Source organism: Amycolatopsis sp. cmx-8-4 (assembly GCF_046548675.1).
In the GTDB taxonomy this organism is placed as follows: Bacteria; Actinomycetota; Actinomycetes; order Mycobacteriales; family Pseudonocardiaceae; genus Amycolatopsis.
In genome coordinates, this window is sequence record NZ_JAEBDZ010000027.1 from 97,814 (window position 1) to 113,834 (window position 16,021).

Here is a 16,021-nt window from a genome sequence, read left to right on the forward strand (position 1 = left end):
GCTTCCGGAAGCACACCGGATCAGGTGGTGGCTCGCGGCGGTGACGGCGGGACTCGTCGCGGCCGGTTTCGCGATCGTGCCGTACCTCCCGTTCTTCCAGGAGCTGACCTTCATCCGCGACCCGAAGGTCGCGAGCGTCATCACCTGGACCGTCCTGCAGACGTCGGTGGTCGTCATCTCGGCCGTCCTCACGCTGTACTTCACCGGCAAGGCCCGGCTCGAAGCCGCGGCGTTCCGGGCCAACCAGATCGACATCCGCCTCTTCGCCGACGAGCGGCCGGACGCCAGCCACGACCGCGAGATCGACTCCGCTGTCGAGCTGACCGCCGCCTTCAAGCGGATCCTGAACGATTCGCGGCTCTACACCCCGACTTCCGTGCCCGGCGTCGGCGGTTCCTACGACTTCATCCAGATCGTCGAGCACGCCGGCGAGTCGGCGGACGGCTGGTGGAAGGCCGCGACCAAGCTGATCCGGCTCGCGCAGCCGCCCGCCGCGTTCACCGTCACCGGCACCGTCCGGCCCGGCAACACCGCCGGCCGCTACCAGCTGATCCTGGAGCTCGTGCGGTGCCCGCGCTTCGCCGCCAGCCCGCTGGTGATCGAGGACGAGAGCTGGCCGCGCGTGCTGCACCGCGCGGCCAACGCCGTCGCCGCGCTCGTCATCCCGCGCAGCGCCTACGTCCGCACGAACATCCACTGGGCCGCCTGGCGCGACGCGAAGATCCCGTACGAGCTGTTCGACGCCTACCAGCGCGCCAACCACTTCATCACCTACCGCCGCTACGACGAGGCCCTCGCCGAGTACTACCGCGCGCTCAGCCTCGACCCGTCGAACGTCTACATCAGACTCGAGATCGCCGCCCTGCAGGAACAACTGGACCTGCACCTCGACGCGCTCGCCACCTACGACGACGTGATCACCCTGTGCAGCAGGGGAAAGCCGAAGCTGGCCCGGTGGTGGATCGGCGAGGACTTCGCCCGCCAGCCGCGCCACGCCGGCCGCAGCCGGGACGTCGCGCTGCTGATCGCCCGCTACCGGCACGCACTGGTCCTCGGCCACGGCGACTCGGTCGCCGGCTCGTGGTGGGTCCGCCGGACCACCGCGGGCGTCCCCGGTGACGCCCGGGCGCTGCGCCGCGCGGAACTGCGGGCCGCGCTGGAGCTGCGGTTCCGCCGCTACGTCGAGCTCGACGTCCGGACCCGGCCGTACGCGATCCCGCGGGAGAAGCGGCTGGAGCTGCACCGGCGCGTGATGCGCGTGTCGGTGCCGGAGCTGGTCGTGCAGGACGCCACGCTCGAGCAACTCGCGGAGTACAACCAGCGCGCCGCCGAGATGCGGTCGTACTTCTGCGCGCTGTCGCAGTACGAGATCGAGCGGCTCGTCGCGGACTACCGCAACTTCGGCAGGCGCTGGCGCCGCAGCTGGGAGCAGCTCACCAACCGCGCGCTCGACCTCTCGCTGGTCTGGGCGGTGCTGCGGCGGGCGATGGCGGACGTCGAGCCGATGTCCGGCGCCGTCCCCGAACCCCGCCCGGCCTACCCCGGCAGCCGTGTGAAGCTGGCCGACGTCTGCCCGGACCGGCGCTGGCCCCCGGACCCGCAGGCGCTCGACGACACCGTCGAGGCGGCGGGGCCGCGCAAGTCGTGGGAAGAGTGCTACAACGCGGCGAGCGTGTACGCCGTCGCGATGCTCGAAGTCGGCCCGCGCGGCGAGCGCGACCTGCGTGACCGCGCCCGGAACCCGCGCCTGACCGGGGAAACGCGCGACGAGGTGGCCCGCCGCGCCGTCCGCGAGCTCTACCACGCCGCGACGATCAGCCACAGTGGACGGTTGCCCGAGCGCCGGTCGTGGGTGATGGGGGAGGACCCCGACCTCGCCGCGTTGCGCGGGCACGAGCTGTTCCGCGTGTTCGAGATGGTCACCTTCTCACCGGACCGCGCCGCGCCGCTGCGCCCGCAGCGCGCGCACGTCTGGGAACAGGTCAGCTACGTCCGCCGGCTCGTCTGCGAGATCGCCAGCTGCCGCGCGCACTTCTGGCGGCTGCGGGCCCTCGACCCCGACCCGGTGCAGGACGGCCGGGTGCTCGACCGCTGGCGCGCCACCGACCGCGACGCCTGGCGCCGGCTGGCGGACCTGGCCACCGGGAAGCAGGACTGGTACACCCGTTACCAGGCGATCAGCGCGTTCCGCGAGTGGTCGGCCGACTGCGCCTACCCGGGCGCCATCAGCGGTTTCCCGCTCTACAACGAGGAACGCCTGCACGCCCAGCTGCGCGGCGCGGCGGGCGCGAAGGGCCGGACGGGCATGGACGCGAACATCGTCGTCCGCGAGTACGTCCGCCTCTGCGACCTGCGCCTCGACCAGCTCGTGGCCGACATCGCCGAAGTCGAGCAGACCCAGGACGACTTCGCGGCCCGCGCGGACCTGTGGGGCGCGCTGTGCTCGTGGTTCGACGACGACATCGCCGACGGCTCGTCGTCCGACGAGCGCCGCGAGCGGTTCCGCAAGCTCGTCAAACCCTAGGACGGCCGGCGTGCGGACGAGGCTGCGGAGGCTTCGCATCGGGGACCGGGTCTTCACTTGGCGAGCCACGATCGGCGCGGTGCCGGGTGCCGGCACCGACGTTCACCGGTGCGTGTGGCAGGACCTTTGTGCTCGGCGGGGCGCCCGGCTTCGAGCTGCCCGGCTTCCGGATCATCGATCGTGTCACCTGGGCTCAGGACGGCCGCGTGTAGCGGTGCTTCACCCCGGCCGGGAAGTACTCCGGGTCGCCCGCCGGTCGCAGGACGACGTCGGGCAGCTGCCGCTCCGCCGGGACGTAGTGCGCGTACTCGCTGTTGAGCCGCAACAGCTGCTCGCGCACGGACTCCGCGATGCGGCCCGCGTCCGCCGTCGCGCCCGGGGCCGTCTCGACGGTGATGCGCAGCCGGCGGTCGCGGTCTTCGTTTTCCACCGACTCGATGACGAACTTGCCGGTCACCGTGGCGCTGATGCCCGGCTGCTCCAGCCCGACCGTGACGTTCTCCGGGTAGACGTTCGCGCCGAAGAACGACACCGTGAACAGCGACCGGCCGAAGACGTACACGAACGGCAGCTCCGGGCCCTCGGGCGGGGTGAAGCCGTGGCGGGCGCAGTAGGCGAGCAGGCCGGCGTGCGGCAGGACGCCGCCGTCGTCGGCGATGTGGTAGCGGATCAGCGGGATCCCGCCGTCCGCGGTGAAGACCAGCGTGCCGTCGTGCACCTCGAAGAACCGGCTCGCCGGGTCGTACTGCACCAGCGTCGGGAGCCGCGCGTCGCCGAAGACCTCGCGCGCCAGCTCGGGCCGGTCCGCGAAGAACCGGCGGATGCCCACCGAGACCGGGGTTTCGGTGCCGAGCACACCGGCGTCGGCGGTGCCGTAGAGCGACGCGATGTCGCGGACCGGGTCGGCGACCCCGGCCCGCTGCGCGACGAGGTCACGCCACTGCTCGCTGAACACCTCGCCCGCCAGCACGAGCTTGATCGCGTACGCGGGCCAGTCGACGCCCTCGGCCACGCCGGTGTCGACGACGTCCTTGACGAACGGCGGGTAGCCGAGCAGCACGACCTGCTCGAAGTGCGGCGCCAGCTCGGGCAGCACCCGCAGGATCTCGGCCTTGTTGTTGCCCGGCGCCACGACGGTGATCGGGCTGCCCTTGGCCGCGAGGTGGCGCACGCACGCCGTCGTGAACAGGCCGCCGACCCAGGTGCCGAGCGGGAAGCAGACGACGGCGAGGGTGCTGCGCTCGTCGGCGTGGAAGCCGTCGACCATGACCTGCTCGAAGCGGCGGGCGACGTGCAGCTCGTCTTCCAGCGCGCGCGGCCAGATGGTCGGGTGCCCGCTGGAGCCGGAGGAGACGGCGATCATGTCGAGGCCGGCGAACGTGCCGTCGCGGCACAGCTCGGGCAGCGGGTACTTCCGGTGGTAGCCCGCCTTGTCGACCAGTGGCAGTCGCCGGAAGTCCTCGAGCGTCGTCACCGACTCCGGCGTGATCCCGTGGTCCCCCAGGAACTTCCGGTACGCGGGCACGGTCTCCGCGGTCCGGCGGAACAGGTCGAGGACCCGGTCCGCGGGCGCCGGCCCGGGTGCGGTGAAGAAGGTGTCGAACGCCTGGCGCACGCGGGCCTGCCGACCGTGGTCCATGATCGCAGCATAGCGTCCGGCCGGCATCGCCCCGAGGTGCCATGATGGGCGCGTGAGCACCTCCGCGGAGCAGCCCGCCACCGGCGCGCCGTTGACCCTGTACCTGGTCAAGCGGCTGGAGCTGGCCATCCGGGCGCTGCTGGACGACGCCCTGCGGGAGCTCGGGCTCACCACGCTGCAGTACACCGCGCTCACCGTGCTGGAGGCGAGCGGCCCGCTGTCGTCGGCCCAGCTCGCGCGCCGGTCGTTCCTGCGGCCGCAGACGATGCACGAGATGGTGCTGGCGCTGGAGAAGCGCGGCCTGATCGAGCGGACGCCCAAGCCGGACAACAAGCGCGTCCTGCTGGCCAGCCTCACCGGCACCGGGCGGGCCCTGCTCGCCGGCTGCGCGCCCGCGGTGGGGGAGGTCGAGCGGGAGCTGCTCGCCGACCTGAGCCCGGGCCAGCGCACGACGTTCCGTGAAGGACTCCAGCACGGCGTCCTGGCCCTCGGTTCACTGGCGGAGTCCCGGCGCCAAGATCCCTGACGGGTGGTGGATCGGGCTCGGCCGACTGGCGGGTTAACCCGGTCCAGCGGCCCGAAAGAACTAGGCCGGACGAGTGGAAGCGGCCTGCGGTGCGTGGCGTACGGCGTGGCTGGGTACGTCCAGATTCGGTCCCGCATCTGGAGGTTCGCCGACCGTGACCTGGGCACGCAGCGTTGCGCCACCGGCCAGTGCGGCCATGACCGCACGCCGTGTGCTGGTCGTGGCGGGTGCCGTGGCGGCCTTGTGGCTGTTGTCGTGGCTGGTACCGGGCCGCGCCCAGGCGGTTTCGGCGGACGGCGACCCGACGGTGCCGGACGCGCGGCGGGTGGTCGCGGAGCTGGTCTCGGGTCGGCCGGCGCCCGGAACCGTTGTGGCGCCGGAAAAGCCGCGCTCCGATCCGCGGGAAACTTCGGTGACGCAGGCAGTTCCGGCATCGCTGCCGCCCGTGGGCATCGTGGAGCCGGTCGTTTCACGGGTGACGAAGCCGGTTGCCGCCGCGGTCGGTTCCGGTGTCGTGACGCCCGTTGCTTCGAACGTGGCCGAGCCGGTTTCGGTCCTGGTGGCGCCGGTTCTCTCCGGCGTGACCAGGCCGGTCTCGGCACTCGTGCGCCCGGTCGTCACGGAGATCGTGCGCCCGGTGACGGGGCCGGTCGAACCAGTGGTCGGTGACCTGGTCCGTCCGGTTGCCGGGGTACTCGATCCGGTGATCGGCGATCAAGGTGCGCCGGCGCCCGCGGCGCAGGAGCCGGTAGCCGGCGACCCGGCCCGGCCGGTCGGTTCCCGGGCCGGGCCGGTGCCCACCAAGCCGTCTCCGGCCGTCGCCGATCCCGCCCCGCCCGCGCTGTCCGCGTTCGAACCGGCGTCCGTCGGACCGTCGGCCAAGGCAGCGGCGCCGAAGCGAGCCACGCCGCGAACGGCCACCTCGGCGCGACCGGCCGGACCAGAGCAGCAGCGTCGCCCGCGCCCGGCCGAAAAGCCTGGTCACCCTGGCAGCGTCCCACCGCCGGCCGATTCCGCCGGCGGCTCCGGTTCCGCCACCCCGGCAGCCTTCCTCGCCTCGGATGGCCAGACCGCCGAGCCCCGTGCTTGCACCCCACCGATCGGGGACTTCGCAACGCTCCAGCGGCCGTCCGAGCCGGGGGCCGGGCCCGGTTAGGTGGCTTCCGATCTCTCGCGTCGTCGGGCGCTCCGCAGGCGCCGACGTAGGACAACTGGGTGAAAACACACGCGTGAAAGAGGGACGGAATGCAACCGAAGGTGTTCGACCTGGGGAAGGTACGAAGAGATGCGGTGGTCACCGTCCGGCTGGCCGCCATGGCCAACGTCAGGCTCCTGACGGCGGTCAACTTCGAGGCCTACCGGCGCCGGCAGTACTACCGGATGCACGGCGGGGTGGCCACCGCACCGATGTTCAAGATCCACATCCCGGCCAACGCGCACTGGTTCCTGGTGCTCGACGTCGAGGGGCTGGAAAGCCTGCCCCTGCACCCGCGGGTGAGCGTCGCGCCCTGAGTCCGCACGCCTCGTGGACGCACCGGCCGCCGGTGAACGTCATCGCGACCTTCGACGGCCCCGATCCCGCTTTCGGGGCCGTCGAAGGGATCCCGGTCGAGCACGACCAGGTCCGCGCGGTGGCCGCGCCGGTGTCGTCCAGGCGGTTGACGTACGCCGAACCCGCAGTGCAGGCGGCGAGGCCGATCCGCTGCTCCGGACCGCGGCAGAGCGCCGTGATCCGGTCACCGGTGACGGCCACGGGCCGGCTGGGCAGGGTCCGATTATGCCCGGAGTGGACAGGAACCGGCCAGACACCGACCCGCGCCGAGCGGCCTGAGGAGGGCTGTCCGGCGTGCGGTCCGCGGCGACCCCGAACCACTGTTCGGCCAGGTCAGCACCGACCGGGCGCCGGACGCGGGTGGCACCGGACCTGAGCGCAGCGTGGTCCGGTCGGCACCCGGCGCAACCGCGGACGCCGACCATCGGCGGATTTACAACGTTGTATCAACGATGTAAAAGTGTCCCTGCGTTGTTCGTCGCTCCGGTCACACGCCGTAGAAGGGGCCATCGATGTCCTCCCGTGCACGCGATCACCTGACCCGCCGCGACCTCCTGCGGCTCGCCGGCGGGACGGCCGCCGCGGTCGCCGCCGCCTTGTGGCTGCCCGGTGTGGCCGCCGCCGGCACCTTCAGCCCGCTCCGGCCGCCGGCCACGCCGCTGATCGTCCGCTCGCCGTACCTGTCCACCTGGCAGCCGTCCGACAACCTGCCCGGCACCTGGGCGAGCTTCTGGAACGGACACACCACCGCGCTGTGCGGCCTCGCCCGCATCGACGGCGTGGCCTACGTCTTCGCCGGCTCGCCCGCCCTGCCGTCCGGGCCCGCGCTGACCCCGATGACGCAGGTGAGCCTGCAGGTCACCGGTACTCGCTCGACCTACGTCCTCGGCGGCGGCGGGGTGAACCTGACCGTCACGTTCTTCTCGCCCGTCGACCCGGCGAACCTGCAACGCCAGTCCGTGCCGTTCGGCTACGTGACCATCCAGGCCACCAGCACCGACGGCCGCGCGCACGCCGTCGACCTGCACTTCGACACCTCGGCCGAGTGGGTGCACGGCAACACCGCGACCCCGGTCACCTGGACGCAGCAGCAGTCCGGCGGCCAGACCCTGCTGAGCTGCACCCCGGCGAGCCCGGGCGTGCTCCAGGAGAACGGCGAACAGGCCAGCTGGGGCTCCCTCGTCGTGGCGGCACCGACCGCCGGGACGACCTGGCAGATCGGGCAGGACACCGTCGTGCGCGCCGCGTCCGCCGGGCAAGGCACCCTGCCGAACACCGGCGACACCGCGCAGCCGCGCGCGATCAACGACCGCTGGCCGGTGCTCGCGTTCAACAAGAACCTCGGCACGGTCGCGGCCGGTGGCACGTCGGCGCCGTTCACGCTCTCGATCGGCCACGTCCGGACCCCGGCGGTGCGCTACCTCGGCGCGGAGCTGAAGCCCTGGTGGACGCACTACTGGGGCAGCTGGCAGGACATGGCCGTCTGGTTCGCGGCCGACCACGCGGCCGCGCTGTCGGCCGCGACGGCGATCGACCAGCGGCTGCACGACGACGCCGTCGCCGCGGCCGGCGGCGGGACCACCGGCGAGCACTACGCCGGGATCTGCGCACTCGCCCTGCGCCAGGCGTTCGGCGGCACCGAGCTGGTCGACCGCGGTGGCGCGCCGTGGGCGTTCCTCAAGGAGATCTCCTCGAGCGGCAACATGTCCACAGTGGACGTCACGTACCCGGCGTTCCCGGCCTACCTCTACCTGTCCCCGGCCTACCTGCGGCTCATCCTGGAGCCGCTGCTCGACTACCCCGAACACGGCGGCTGGCCGATGCAGTTCGCCGAGCACGACGTCGGCACGCACTACCCGGACGCGACCGGGCACAACGACGGCAACGAGGAGAGCATGCCGGTCGAGGAGTCGGCCAACATGCTGATCATGGCCGCCGCGCTGGTGCAGCGGCTGCCGGCGGCGGAGGCGAGCGCGTTCGCCACCACGCACTACCGGATCCTGCGGCAGTGGGCCGAGTACCTCGTCGGCAACACCCTCGACCCGGGCTTCCAGAACCAGACCGACGACTTCACCGGGTTCATCGCCCACAGCGCCAACCTCGCGCTCAAGGGCATCGTCGGTGTCGGCGCGATGGGCGTCATCGCGAGCGCCACCGGCAACACCGCCGACGCCCAGCGCTACCGGTCGGTGTCGCGCAGCTACGTCAGCCAGTGGGTGACGCTCGCGCAGGACACGTCCGGCCAGCACCTGAAGCTCGCCTACGACCAGCCCGGCACGTGGAGTCTCAAGTACAACGGCTTCGCCGACCGCGTGCTCGGCCTCGACCTGGTCCCGCTGGGCGTCGCCGCGCAGGAGGCGGCCTGGTACCAGGCCCGCGCGGGAGCCCACGGCGTGCTGCTCGACCCGCGCAACAACTACACGAAGGCCGACTGGGAGCTGTGGACGGCGGCCTGGCTCACCGACCAGCCGAACATCCGGAACACCATGGTCGAGGGCGTCTACAGCTTCGCGAACACCACGCCGCAGCGCGTGCCGTTCACCGACTGGTACGTCGTCGCCGACGCCACCCAGCGCGGCTTCCAGGCCCGCCCGGTCGCCGGCGGCTACCTGGCGCTGCTGACCCGCCCCGCCGGCTCGGCGACGGTGTGGCGCAAGCTCCAGAACCAGCGGTCGGGCAAGGTCCTCGCCGTGTCGAACATGTCCCTGGCCGACACCGCCGAGGTCACGCAGTGGAGCGACAACGGCAGCGCCGACCACCTGTGGGCGGTGGTCGACAACGGCGACGGCACGGTCCGGATCGTCAACCGCAACAGCGGCAAGATCCTGGCCGTGCACGACCAGAGCCTCGACAACGGCGCGCACGTGCAGCAGTACCAGGACAACGGCACCCCGGACCACAACTGGCGGATCGTCGACGCCGGCGCCGGCTGGTCGAAGATCGTCAACGTCCGCAGCGGCAAGGTCATGGCGGTCGACCAGCAGTCCACCGCCGACGGCGCGCAGGTGACGCAGTGGGACGACAACGGCTCCCCGGACCACCTGTGGCGGTTCGTCTGACGCCGTTTGCGAGACTGGCGAGGTGTGCGCCGACTTCAGCCGGATCCGCCGGTTCCTCGACGAGCGGGATCCGCCGACCCCGTGCCTCGTCGTCGACACCGACGTCGTCGCGGCCCGGGCGGCGGAGTTCCGCGCGGTGTTCCCCGCCGCGCTGATCCGCTACGCGGTCAAGGCCAACCCGGCCCCGCCGGTGCTCGACGCGCTGGTGGCGGCCGGGATCGGCTTCGACGTCGCCGGGCCCGCCGAGGTCGCGCGGTGCCTCGAGCGCGGCGCCGACCCGGCGGACCTCGCCTACGGCAACCCGATCAAGAAGGCCCGGGACATCGCCTTCGCGTACGAGCGCGGGGTCCGCGAGTTCACCTCGGACGCGCCGGCCGACGTCGAGAACCTGGGCCGCCACGCGCCGGGCTCGGCCGTGTCGATCCGCGTGGTCCTCGACGCGCCCGACTCGGTGACGCCGTTCGGCCGCAAGTTCGGCTGCGACCCGGCCGAGGCCCTCGACCTGGTGCTGCGGGCGGCCGGCCTGGGCCTGCGGCCCGGCATCGCGTTCCACGTCGGCTCGCAGCAGCCCGACCCCGTCGCCTGGGAGATCGGCATCGCCACGGCGGCGAAGCTGGCCGCCGAGGCCGCGGCCCAGGGCGTGCCGATCACGCGGCTCAACCTGGGCGGCGGCTTCGCGACGGCCCACCGCACCGGTGTCCCGCCGCTGGCCACCTACGCGGCGACGATCGCGTCGGCCCTCGATACGCACTTCCCCGACGAGCGCCCGGAGCTGCTGCTCGAGCCGGGCCGGGTGCTCGTCGCCGACGCCGGCCTGCTGCGCACCGAGGTCGTGCTGGTCGCGGCCCGGGGCGAGCGGCGCTGGGTGTACCTCGACATCGGCCGCTACAACGGCCTCGCCGAGGCCGAGAACGAGGCGATCGCCTACCGGTTCGAGCCGGTCGAGCCGCCCGCCGGACCCGCCGGGCCGGTGGTGCTCGCCGGCCCGACCTGCGACGGCGACGACGTGCTCTACCAGCGGACGCCGTACGAGCTGCCGCTGTCGCTGTGCGCCGGTGACCGTCTCGACCTGCCCGGGACCGGCGCCTACACGGCGTCCTACGCCTCGGTGGAGTTCAACGGGATCGAGCCGCTGCGCACCTACTGCCTGGGGAAGTGGGGAGATGCCTGAATTCGGCCGGTTCACCGGACGGCACGTCCTGGCCGAGCTGCACGGCGTCGACCCGGGCCTGCTCGACGACGCCCCGAAGCTCGGGGAACTGCTCCGCGCCGCGGTGACGGAGGCGGGCGCGACGGTCGTCGACGTCGTCGCCAAGAGCTTCGCGCCGCAGGGCGCCACCGTGATCGCGCTGCTCGCCGAGTCGCACGCGTCCGTGCACACCTACCCCGAGCACGGGTCGCTGTTCGCGGACGTGTTCACCTGCGGCGAGCGCGCCGACCCCGAGCACGCCGTGCGGCTGCTGGCCAAGTCGCTCGACGCCGCTTCGGTCCACCTGTCCGTCGTCCGCCGGGGAGAAGCCTGATGCCCGCGATCCACGAACCACTCGGCCCCGGCCTGACCCGCGTCTGGGAGGTCGAAGACGTCGTGTTCAGCGCGCGCACGGCCTACCAGGAGGTGCTGATCGGGCGCACCACGCAGGGCGTCTCGCTGTTCTGCGACAACGAGCGCCAGAGCACCGAGGCGAGCCAGCTGCTGTACCACGAGGCGCTGATGGTGCCCGCGCTGCTGCTGGCCGAGCAGGTGCGCCGGGTGCTCGTGATCGGTTCCAGCGAAGGAGTCGCCTGCGCACTGGCGCTGGCCGCCGGCGCCGAGGTCGTCGACCACGTCGACATCGACGAGCAGGCCGTCCGCGCCTGCGCCGAGCACCTGCCCTACGGCTACACGACGGCCGACCTCGCCGAAGCCGAACGCGGGTCCGGGCCGGTCCGGCTGTCCTTCGCGGACGGCTGGGCGTTCCTGGCCGCCGCGGAAGAGCGCGGTGACACCTACGACGTGGTCGTGATCGACCTGCCGGACGAGAACACCGACCCGGACGCGCAGCACAACCGCTTGTACGGCACGGACTTCCTCGGCCGCTGCGCCCGCCTGCTGGCGCCCGGCGGAGTGGTGACCTGCCAGGCGGGCTGCCCGACGCTGTGGCGCAACGAGACGCTGCTCGCGTCGTGGCGGCGGTTCCGCGAGGTGTTCGGCACCGTGCTGTACTTCGGCTCCGACGAACACGAGTGGGCGTTCCTTTCCGGGCGCGCGGACCGCGTCGACGAGCCGGGCGCCCTGGTGGCCCGGCGGTTCGATGAGCGGGGGAGCAAGGCCGTGACAGTGGACGCGGAAGCGTTGCTCGCGGGCGCGACGCGCCCGTTTTCGCTGCGGCGCGATGACGGCGCAGGCCAGTGATGGCCTGCGTTTCGCTGCGGGGCGATACCGGCCAGTGGTGAACCGCGCTTCGCTTCGGCGTGCGATAGGTGCGGGCCGGTGATGACCTCCGTTCTGAAGGCGGTTCTGGCGGGCGCCGGGCGTTGGCCGGCCGCGGACCGCGTCGACGAGCCGGGCGCCCTGGTGGCCCGGCGGTTCGGTGAGCGGGGGGAGCAAGGCCGTGACAGTGGACGCGGAAGCGTTGCTGGCGGGCGCGACGCCCCCGTTTTCGCTGCGGCGCGATGACGGCCACTGACGGCTGGAGAGACCGGCCCGCCCACCGGCGGCACCGGTGGACGGGCCGCTCGCTCAGACGTGCGTGACCAGCAACGTCACCCCTGCTTCGCCGCCGCAGTCGACGAAAACGGGGCCGACGCCGTTGCCGATTTGTTCGGACAGCGTGGCTTTCGCCTCGAATTCGTCCGGTCCGGACTTCAGGATCCGGATGTTCTCCAGGATCGGATGCTCGGGAAAGCCGCCGAGCACGGACTTCAGGCCCGTGCCGCCGCCGCAGTTTCCGGTGATGGTCACTTCTTCGCCGCGCTTGGTCGTGGGGTTCGGGCTCACCTGAACGGTGGCGCGCGCCCCCTTCGGCGGCTGCGGGTGTGCTTCGGTCATGGTTTTCCCCTCCGTGGTCCCGGAATCGGCCGACGCCCCGCCGGCGATCCCGATGCTCGTGGCCGTGATCAGCCCGGCCGCGAGGGCCAGGCCGAGCAGCGTCCGCTTCGGCTTCGTGGTGCCGCGCATGGTGATCTCCTCCCTTGATCCGGTGTCGCCGGATCTACCCCGTAAGTCGTGAGGGGAAGAGCGGAGGTTCTCGAAGAGGTGTGGATCACTCGAAAGGGTGAACGCGAAAGGCCTGGCACTTTCGCGGGAAAGTGCCAGGCCGCAAGGAAATCCAGGTCAGTTGCCGACCGGTGGTCGTTCGGCTTTCGCGGTGGGCACGAGGGTGCATCGTCGCTCGAACCGCTCCATCAGCACGGTTGCGATCAACAGGGCGACTGGGGTGCTCACCGCGATCCACATGCCTGCTCAGTTACCCAGCCGCGGTTGATCTCAACCGGCCGCCGACAGACCGCCGATCAAAGAGAGCAACCGCGCGCGGAAGGCGTCGTCGTCCCCGAGGCCGCCGAGCAGGGCCGGGTCTTCGCGTTCGGCGCGCACCGCGCGCTCGTGGACCGTGCGGCCGCGCGCGGTCAGCCGCGTCAGGTGACGGCGGGCGTCGGCCGGGTCCGGCGTGCGGGTGACGAAGCCGGCCTTGGCGAGCCGGTCGAGGGTGCGGCTCATCGTCTGGTCGGTCACCTGGCAGCGCTGGGCCAGCGCCCGCTGGGGGAGCGGCCCCTCGCGCAGGGTGTGCAGCGCGATCAGCCCCGCGTGGGTGAGGCCCATGCCGGCCAGCACGGCGACCCAGCGCTGCTCGACCAGCCGCGCGGCCACGGCCAGGAGCCGGCCGGTCGGCCACGTGCTCAGGTCCGGTTCGGGGGCTGTGTTCACCGTCACTCCCGGTCGTCGTGCAGAATGTTCAGCCTGCTGAACAATTGGGCGTGTTCGCGCTCGGAAGGACTTTAGCGACCATGAACGAGACCACCCCACGCCGTCTTCGCTGGCTGATCCCGGCCCTCCTGGTGATCGGCTGGCTCGCGATCGGCGGGTTCGGCGGGCCGTTCGCCGGGAAGCTCAGCGAAGTCGCGAAGAACGACAACGCCGCCTTCCTGCCCCGGTCGGCCGAAGCCACCGAGGTCTCCGACGAGCAGAAGGCGTTCACCCCGCGCCAGGTGCTGCCCGCCACCGTCGTCGCCGAACGCACGAGCGGCCTGACCGGCGCGGACCGGCAGTTCCTCGCGGACAAGGCCCGGCAGCTGGGCACCGTGCCCGGCGTCGTCGGCCCGCTCGGCGCGCCGCAGCCCGCACCGCGCGACGACCAGGCCGTGCAGCTGGCCGTGCCGATCCTCGCCGACGGCAACCCCGCCGACGTCGTCAAGGAGGTCCGCGCTCAGCTCGCCGGCGCACCGGACGGCCTGACCGTGCTGGTTACCGGCCCGGCCGGGCAGATCGCCGACCTGGTCACGGCGTTCGGCGGCATCGACGGCATCCTGCTGCTCGTCGCCGGCGGTGTGGTCGCGCTGATCCTGATCGTCGTCTACCGCAGCCCGCTGCTGCCGTTCCTGGTGCTGGTCTCGGCGGTGTTCGCGCTCGGGCTCGCGAGCCTCGTCGTCTACCTGCTGGCGAAGAACGACATCCTCGCGCTCAACGGCCAGAGCCAGGGCATCCTCTCGATCCTCGTGTTCGGCGCGGCGACCGACTACGCCCTGCTGACGGTCGCGCGGTTCCGCGAGCAGCTGCGCGACACCCCGAGCCGGTTCGACGCGCTGCGGATCGCCTGGCGCGCCACGCTCGAACCGATCGCCGCGTCGGCGGGCACCGTCGTGCTCGGTGTGCTGTGCCTGCTGTTCAGCGACCTGAACTCCAACAAGGGCCTCGGCCCGGTCGCCGCGATCGGCATCGGCGCCGCGCTGCTGGCGTCGACGACGTTCCTGCCCGCCGTGCTCGCGCTGTGCGGCCGCGGCGCGTTCTGGCCGTTCAAGCCCGCGCTCGGCTCGCCGCACCCGGAGACCGCCGGGATCTGGGGCCGGGTGGCCGGCCTGGTCGGCAAGCGGCCGCGCACGGTCTGGGTGGTGACGGCGCTCGTGCTCGGCATCGGCGTCGCGTTCCTGCCGCAGCTCAAGGCGTCCGGCACCGCGCAGTCGGACGTCTTCCTCACCCAGGTCGAGTCCGGGACCGGCCAGGACATCCTCGGCCGGCACTTCCCGGGCGGCCTCGGCGCGCCCGCGATCACGATCGCCGACGCCGGCGCGCTGCCCGCCGTGCTCGCGGCGTCCAAAGTGGATGGTGTGGCCCAGTCGCTCCCGCTGCCCGGCCCCGACGGGCAGCCCAAGGTGGTCGGCGGCCGGGTGCAGATCCTGTCCGTGCTGAACGACCCGGCGGACTCCGAAGCCGCCGTCGCGACCGTCGGCCGGCTGCGCGACGCCGTGCACGCGGTGCCCGGTGCGGCCGCGAAGGTGGGTGGCCCGACGGCGATCCAGCTCGACACGCAGCAGACGTCCGTGCACGACCGGGAGCTGATCATCCCGATCGTGCTGCTGGTGATCTTCCTGGTGCTGGCCCTGCTGCTGCGGTCCCTGCTCGCGCCGTTGCTGCTGATCGCGACGGTGGTGCTGTCGTTCGCCGCGACGATGGGTGTGTCGGCGCTGGTGTTCAACCACATCTTCGGCTTCCCGGGCGCGGACCCGGTGGTGCCGTTGTTCGGGTTCGTGTTCCTGGTGGCGCTGGGGATCGACTACAACATCTTCCTGATGACGCGCGTCCGCGAAGAAGCGCTGACCCGGGGCACCCGCGCCGGCACGCTACGCGGGTTGTCGCTGACGGGCGGCGTGATCACGTCGGCCGGCGTCGTGCTGGCCGCGACGTTCTCCGCGTTGTCCGTGATCCCGATCCTGTTCCTCGCCCAGATCGCGTTCATCGTCGCGTTCGGCGTCCTGCTGGACACGTTCCTGGTGCGGTCCCTGCTGGTCCCGGCGCTGACCGTGGACGTCGGCCGCCGCATCTGGTGGCCGTCGAAACTGGCCCGGGGGCAGGGCTAGGAGCCGGCCCGGGCGCGGGAGATCGGGGCCTCGCCGGTCAGGTGCGCGAAGGTCCCGGTGCAGGCCAGCGCGCTGCTCACGCGGACGGCCCGATCCGGCGGCTCGGGCCGCCAAGTGCGTGTGCGCGGCGCCGAGCAGCTCGGTGGCCCGGGGAAGTCGCGGAGCTCCGCCTGGTTCAGGGCCCGGACCACGCCGGCGCCGTCCGCGACGATAACGCGCTCAGCCGTGGGCACCCGGGTCCGTCGTCAGCTCGGCCCACAGGGTCTTGCCGGTGGGCCGGCCGAGCTGGCCCCACGCCGCCGCGCAGCGTTCGACCAGCAGCAACCCGCGGCCGCCCTGGTCGGACGGCGTCCGGCGCCGGGCCGTCTCGCCGCTGCCGTCGTCGACCTCGATGCGGACTTTGGCCGCGCTGGGCAGCAGGCGCACGTGGTAGGGCGCGCGACCGTGGCGCAGGGCGTTCGAGGCCAGCTCGTCCACCACCATGACCGCGGTGGCGACCACGCTCGCCGGGAAGCCGCCCAGCACGGTCCGGACCCAGCTGCGGACCTTCGCCAGCTCGGAGAGGTCGGCCGTGATGCCGATTTCGTGCCTGTCGAAGCGCAGGTTCACGTCCGCCTCCTTCACCGTGCCGGGCCCCGAAGGGATGTCGTCCCCTTCTTCATGCCCGGAA

14 protein-coding genes are annotated in these 16,021 nt (G+C 72.4%); 9 read left to right on the forward strand and 5 right to left on the reverse strand.

The annotated features are described in order from the left end of the window. Nucleotides 1-40: 40 nt before the first annotated feature. Nucleotides 41-2,524, forward strand: a complete 2,484-nt coding sequence (locus ACLJQZ_RS38785) for a hypothetical protein (RefSeq protein ID WP_410625497.1) — start codon at nucleotides 41-43, stop codon at nucleotides 2,522-2,524. Between the two features lie 193 nt (nucleotides 2,525-2,717). Here the strand turns inward: ACLJQZ_RS38785 and ACLJQZ_RS38790 are convergent, their stop codons facing one another. After that, nucleotides 2,718-4,163 carry a phenylacetate--CoA ligase family protein gene (locus ACLJQZ_RS38790; RefSeq protein ID WP_410625499.1) on the reverse strand — a complete coding sequence of 482 codons (1,446 nt, stop codon included), beginning with the start codon at nucleotides 4,161-4,163 and terminating at the stop codon, nucleotides 2,718-2,720. A gap of 52 nt (nucleotides 4,164-4,215) precedes the next feature. Here ACLJQZ_RS38790 and ACLJQZ_RS38795 point away from each other — a divergent pair, with 52 nt between their 5' ends. From ACLJQZ_RS38795 to ACLJQZ_RS38825, 7 genes are all read left to right on the forward strand, one after another. Continuing rightward, nucleotides 4,216-4,689, forward strand: coding sequence for a MarR family transcriptional regulator (locus ACLJQZ_RS38795; protein WP_326953063.1), 474 nt, complete (start codon nucleotides 4,216-4,218; stop codon nucleotides 4,687-4,689). Nucleotides 4,690-4,762: 73 nt separating this feature from the next. Further along, nucleotides 4,763-5,845, forward strand: coding sequence for a hypothetical protein (locus ACLJQZ_RS38800; RefSeq protein ID WP_410625501.1), 1,083 nt, complete (start codon nucleotides 4,763-4,765; stop codon nucleotides 5,843-5,845). An 89-nt stretch (nucleotides 5,846-5,934) separates the two neighbouring features. Next, nucleotides 5,935-6,201: a DUF1883 domain-containing protein gene (locus ACLJQZ_RS38805; protein WP_410625503.1), complete on the forward strand. Its 267-nt coding sequence runs from the start codon at nucleotides 5,935-5,937 to the stop codon at nucleotides 6,199-6,201. Between the two features lie 552 nt (nucleotides 6,202-6,753). Beyond that, a complete protein-coding gene (locus tag ACLJQZ_RS38810; protein WP_410625504.1) occupies nucleotides 6,754-9,300 on the forward strand; it encodes a glutaminase domain-containing protein in 2,547 nt (848 codons plus the stop codon). Between the two features lie 22 nt (nucleotides 9,301-9,322). Further along, nucleotides 9,323-10,471: a type III PLP-dependent enzyme gene (locus ACLJQZ_RS38815; protein ID WP_410625506.1), complete on the forward strand. Its 1,149-nt coding sequence runs from the start codon at nucleotides 9,323-9,325 to the stop codon at nucleotides 10,469-10,471. Continuing rightward, nucleotides 10,464-10,823 (forward strand): adenosylmethionine decarboxylase, encoded by a 360-nt coding sequence (speD, locus tag ACLJQZ_RS38820; RefSeq protein ID WP_410625508.1) that lies wholly within the window; start codon nucleotides 10,464-10,466, stop codon nucleotides 10,821-10,823. Before ACLJQZ_RS38815 ends, speD begins: the two co-directional genes overlap by 8 nt. After that, nucleotides 10,823-11,692: a spermidine synthase gene (locus ACLJQZ_RS38825; protein ID WP_410625510.1), complete on the forward strand. Its 870-nt coding sequence runs from the start codon at nucleotides 10,823-10,825 to the stop codon at nucleotides 11,690-11,692. The genes speD and ACLJQZ_RS38825 overlap by 1 nt, the downstream gene beginning before the upstream one ends. A gap of 327 nt (nucleotides 11,693-12,019) precedes the next feature. On the opposite strand, the gene ACLJQZ_RS38830 is transcribed toward ACLJQZ_RS38825, so the two are convergent. Together ACLJQZ_RS38830 and ACLJQZ_RS38835 are read right to left on the reverse strand one after the other, a co-directional pair. Continuing rightward, nucleotides 12,020-12,457, reverse strand: a complete 438-nt coding sequence (locus ACLJQZ_RS38830) for a hypothetical protein (RefSeq protein WP_410625512.1) — start codon at nucleotides 12,455-12,457, stop codon at nucleotides 12,020-12,022. Nucleotides 12,458-12,766: 309 nt separating this feature from the next. Further along, a complete protein-coding gene (locus ACLJQZ_RS38835) occupies nucleotides 12,767-13,210 on the reverse strand; it encodes a MarR family winged helix-turn-helix transcriptional regulator (RefSeq protein ID WP_410625514.1) in 444 nt (147 codons plus the stop codon). Nucleotides 13,211-13,284: 74 nt separating this feature from the next. On the opposite strand from ACLJQZ_RS38835, the gene ACLJQZ_RS38840 reads away from it, so the two are divergent. Beyond that, on the forward strand, nucleotides 13,285-15,351 hold the full coding sequence (locus ACLJQZ_RS38840; RefSeq protein WP_410625516.1) for an MMPL family transporter: 2,067 nt from the start codon (nucleotides 13,285-13,287) through the stop codon (nucleotides 15,349-15,351). On the opposite strand, the gene ACLJQZ_RS38845 is transcribed toward ACLJQZ_RS38840, so the two are convergent. After that, nucleotides 15,348-15,584 (reverse strand): hypothetical protein, encoded by a 237-nt coding sequence (locus ACLJQZ_RS38845; protein WP_410625517.1) that lies wholly within the window; start codon nucleotides 15,582-15,584, stop codon nucleotides 15,348-15,350. The two genes, ACLJQZ_RS38840 and ACLJQZ_RS38845, sit on opposite strands and share 4 nt — an antisense overlap. Continuing rightward, nucleotides 15,571-15,960, reverse strand: coding sequence for an ATP-binding protein (locus ACLJQZ_RS38850; protein ID WP_410625519.1), 390 nt, complete (start codon nucleotides 15,958-15,960; stop codon nucleotides 15,571-15,573). Before ACLJQZ_RS38850 ends, ACLJQZ_RS38845 begins: the two co-directional genes overlap by 14 nt. Nucleotides 15,961-16,021 lie beyond the last annotated feature (61 nt).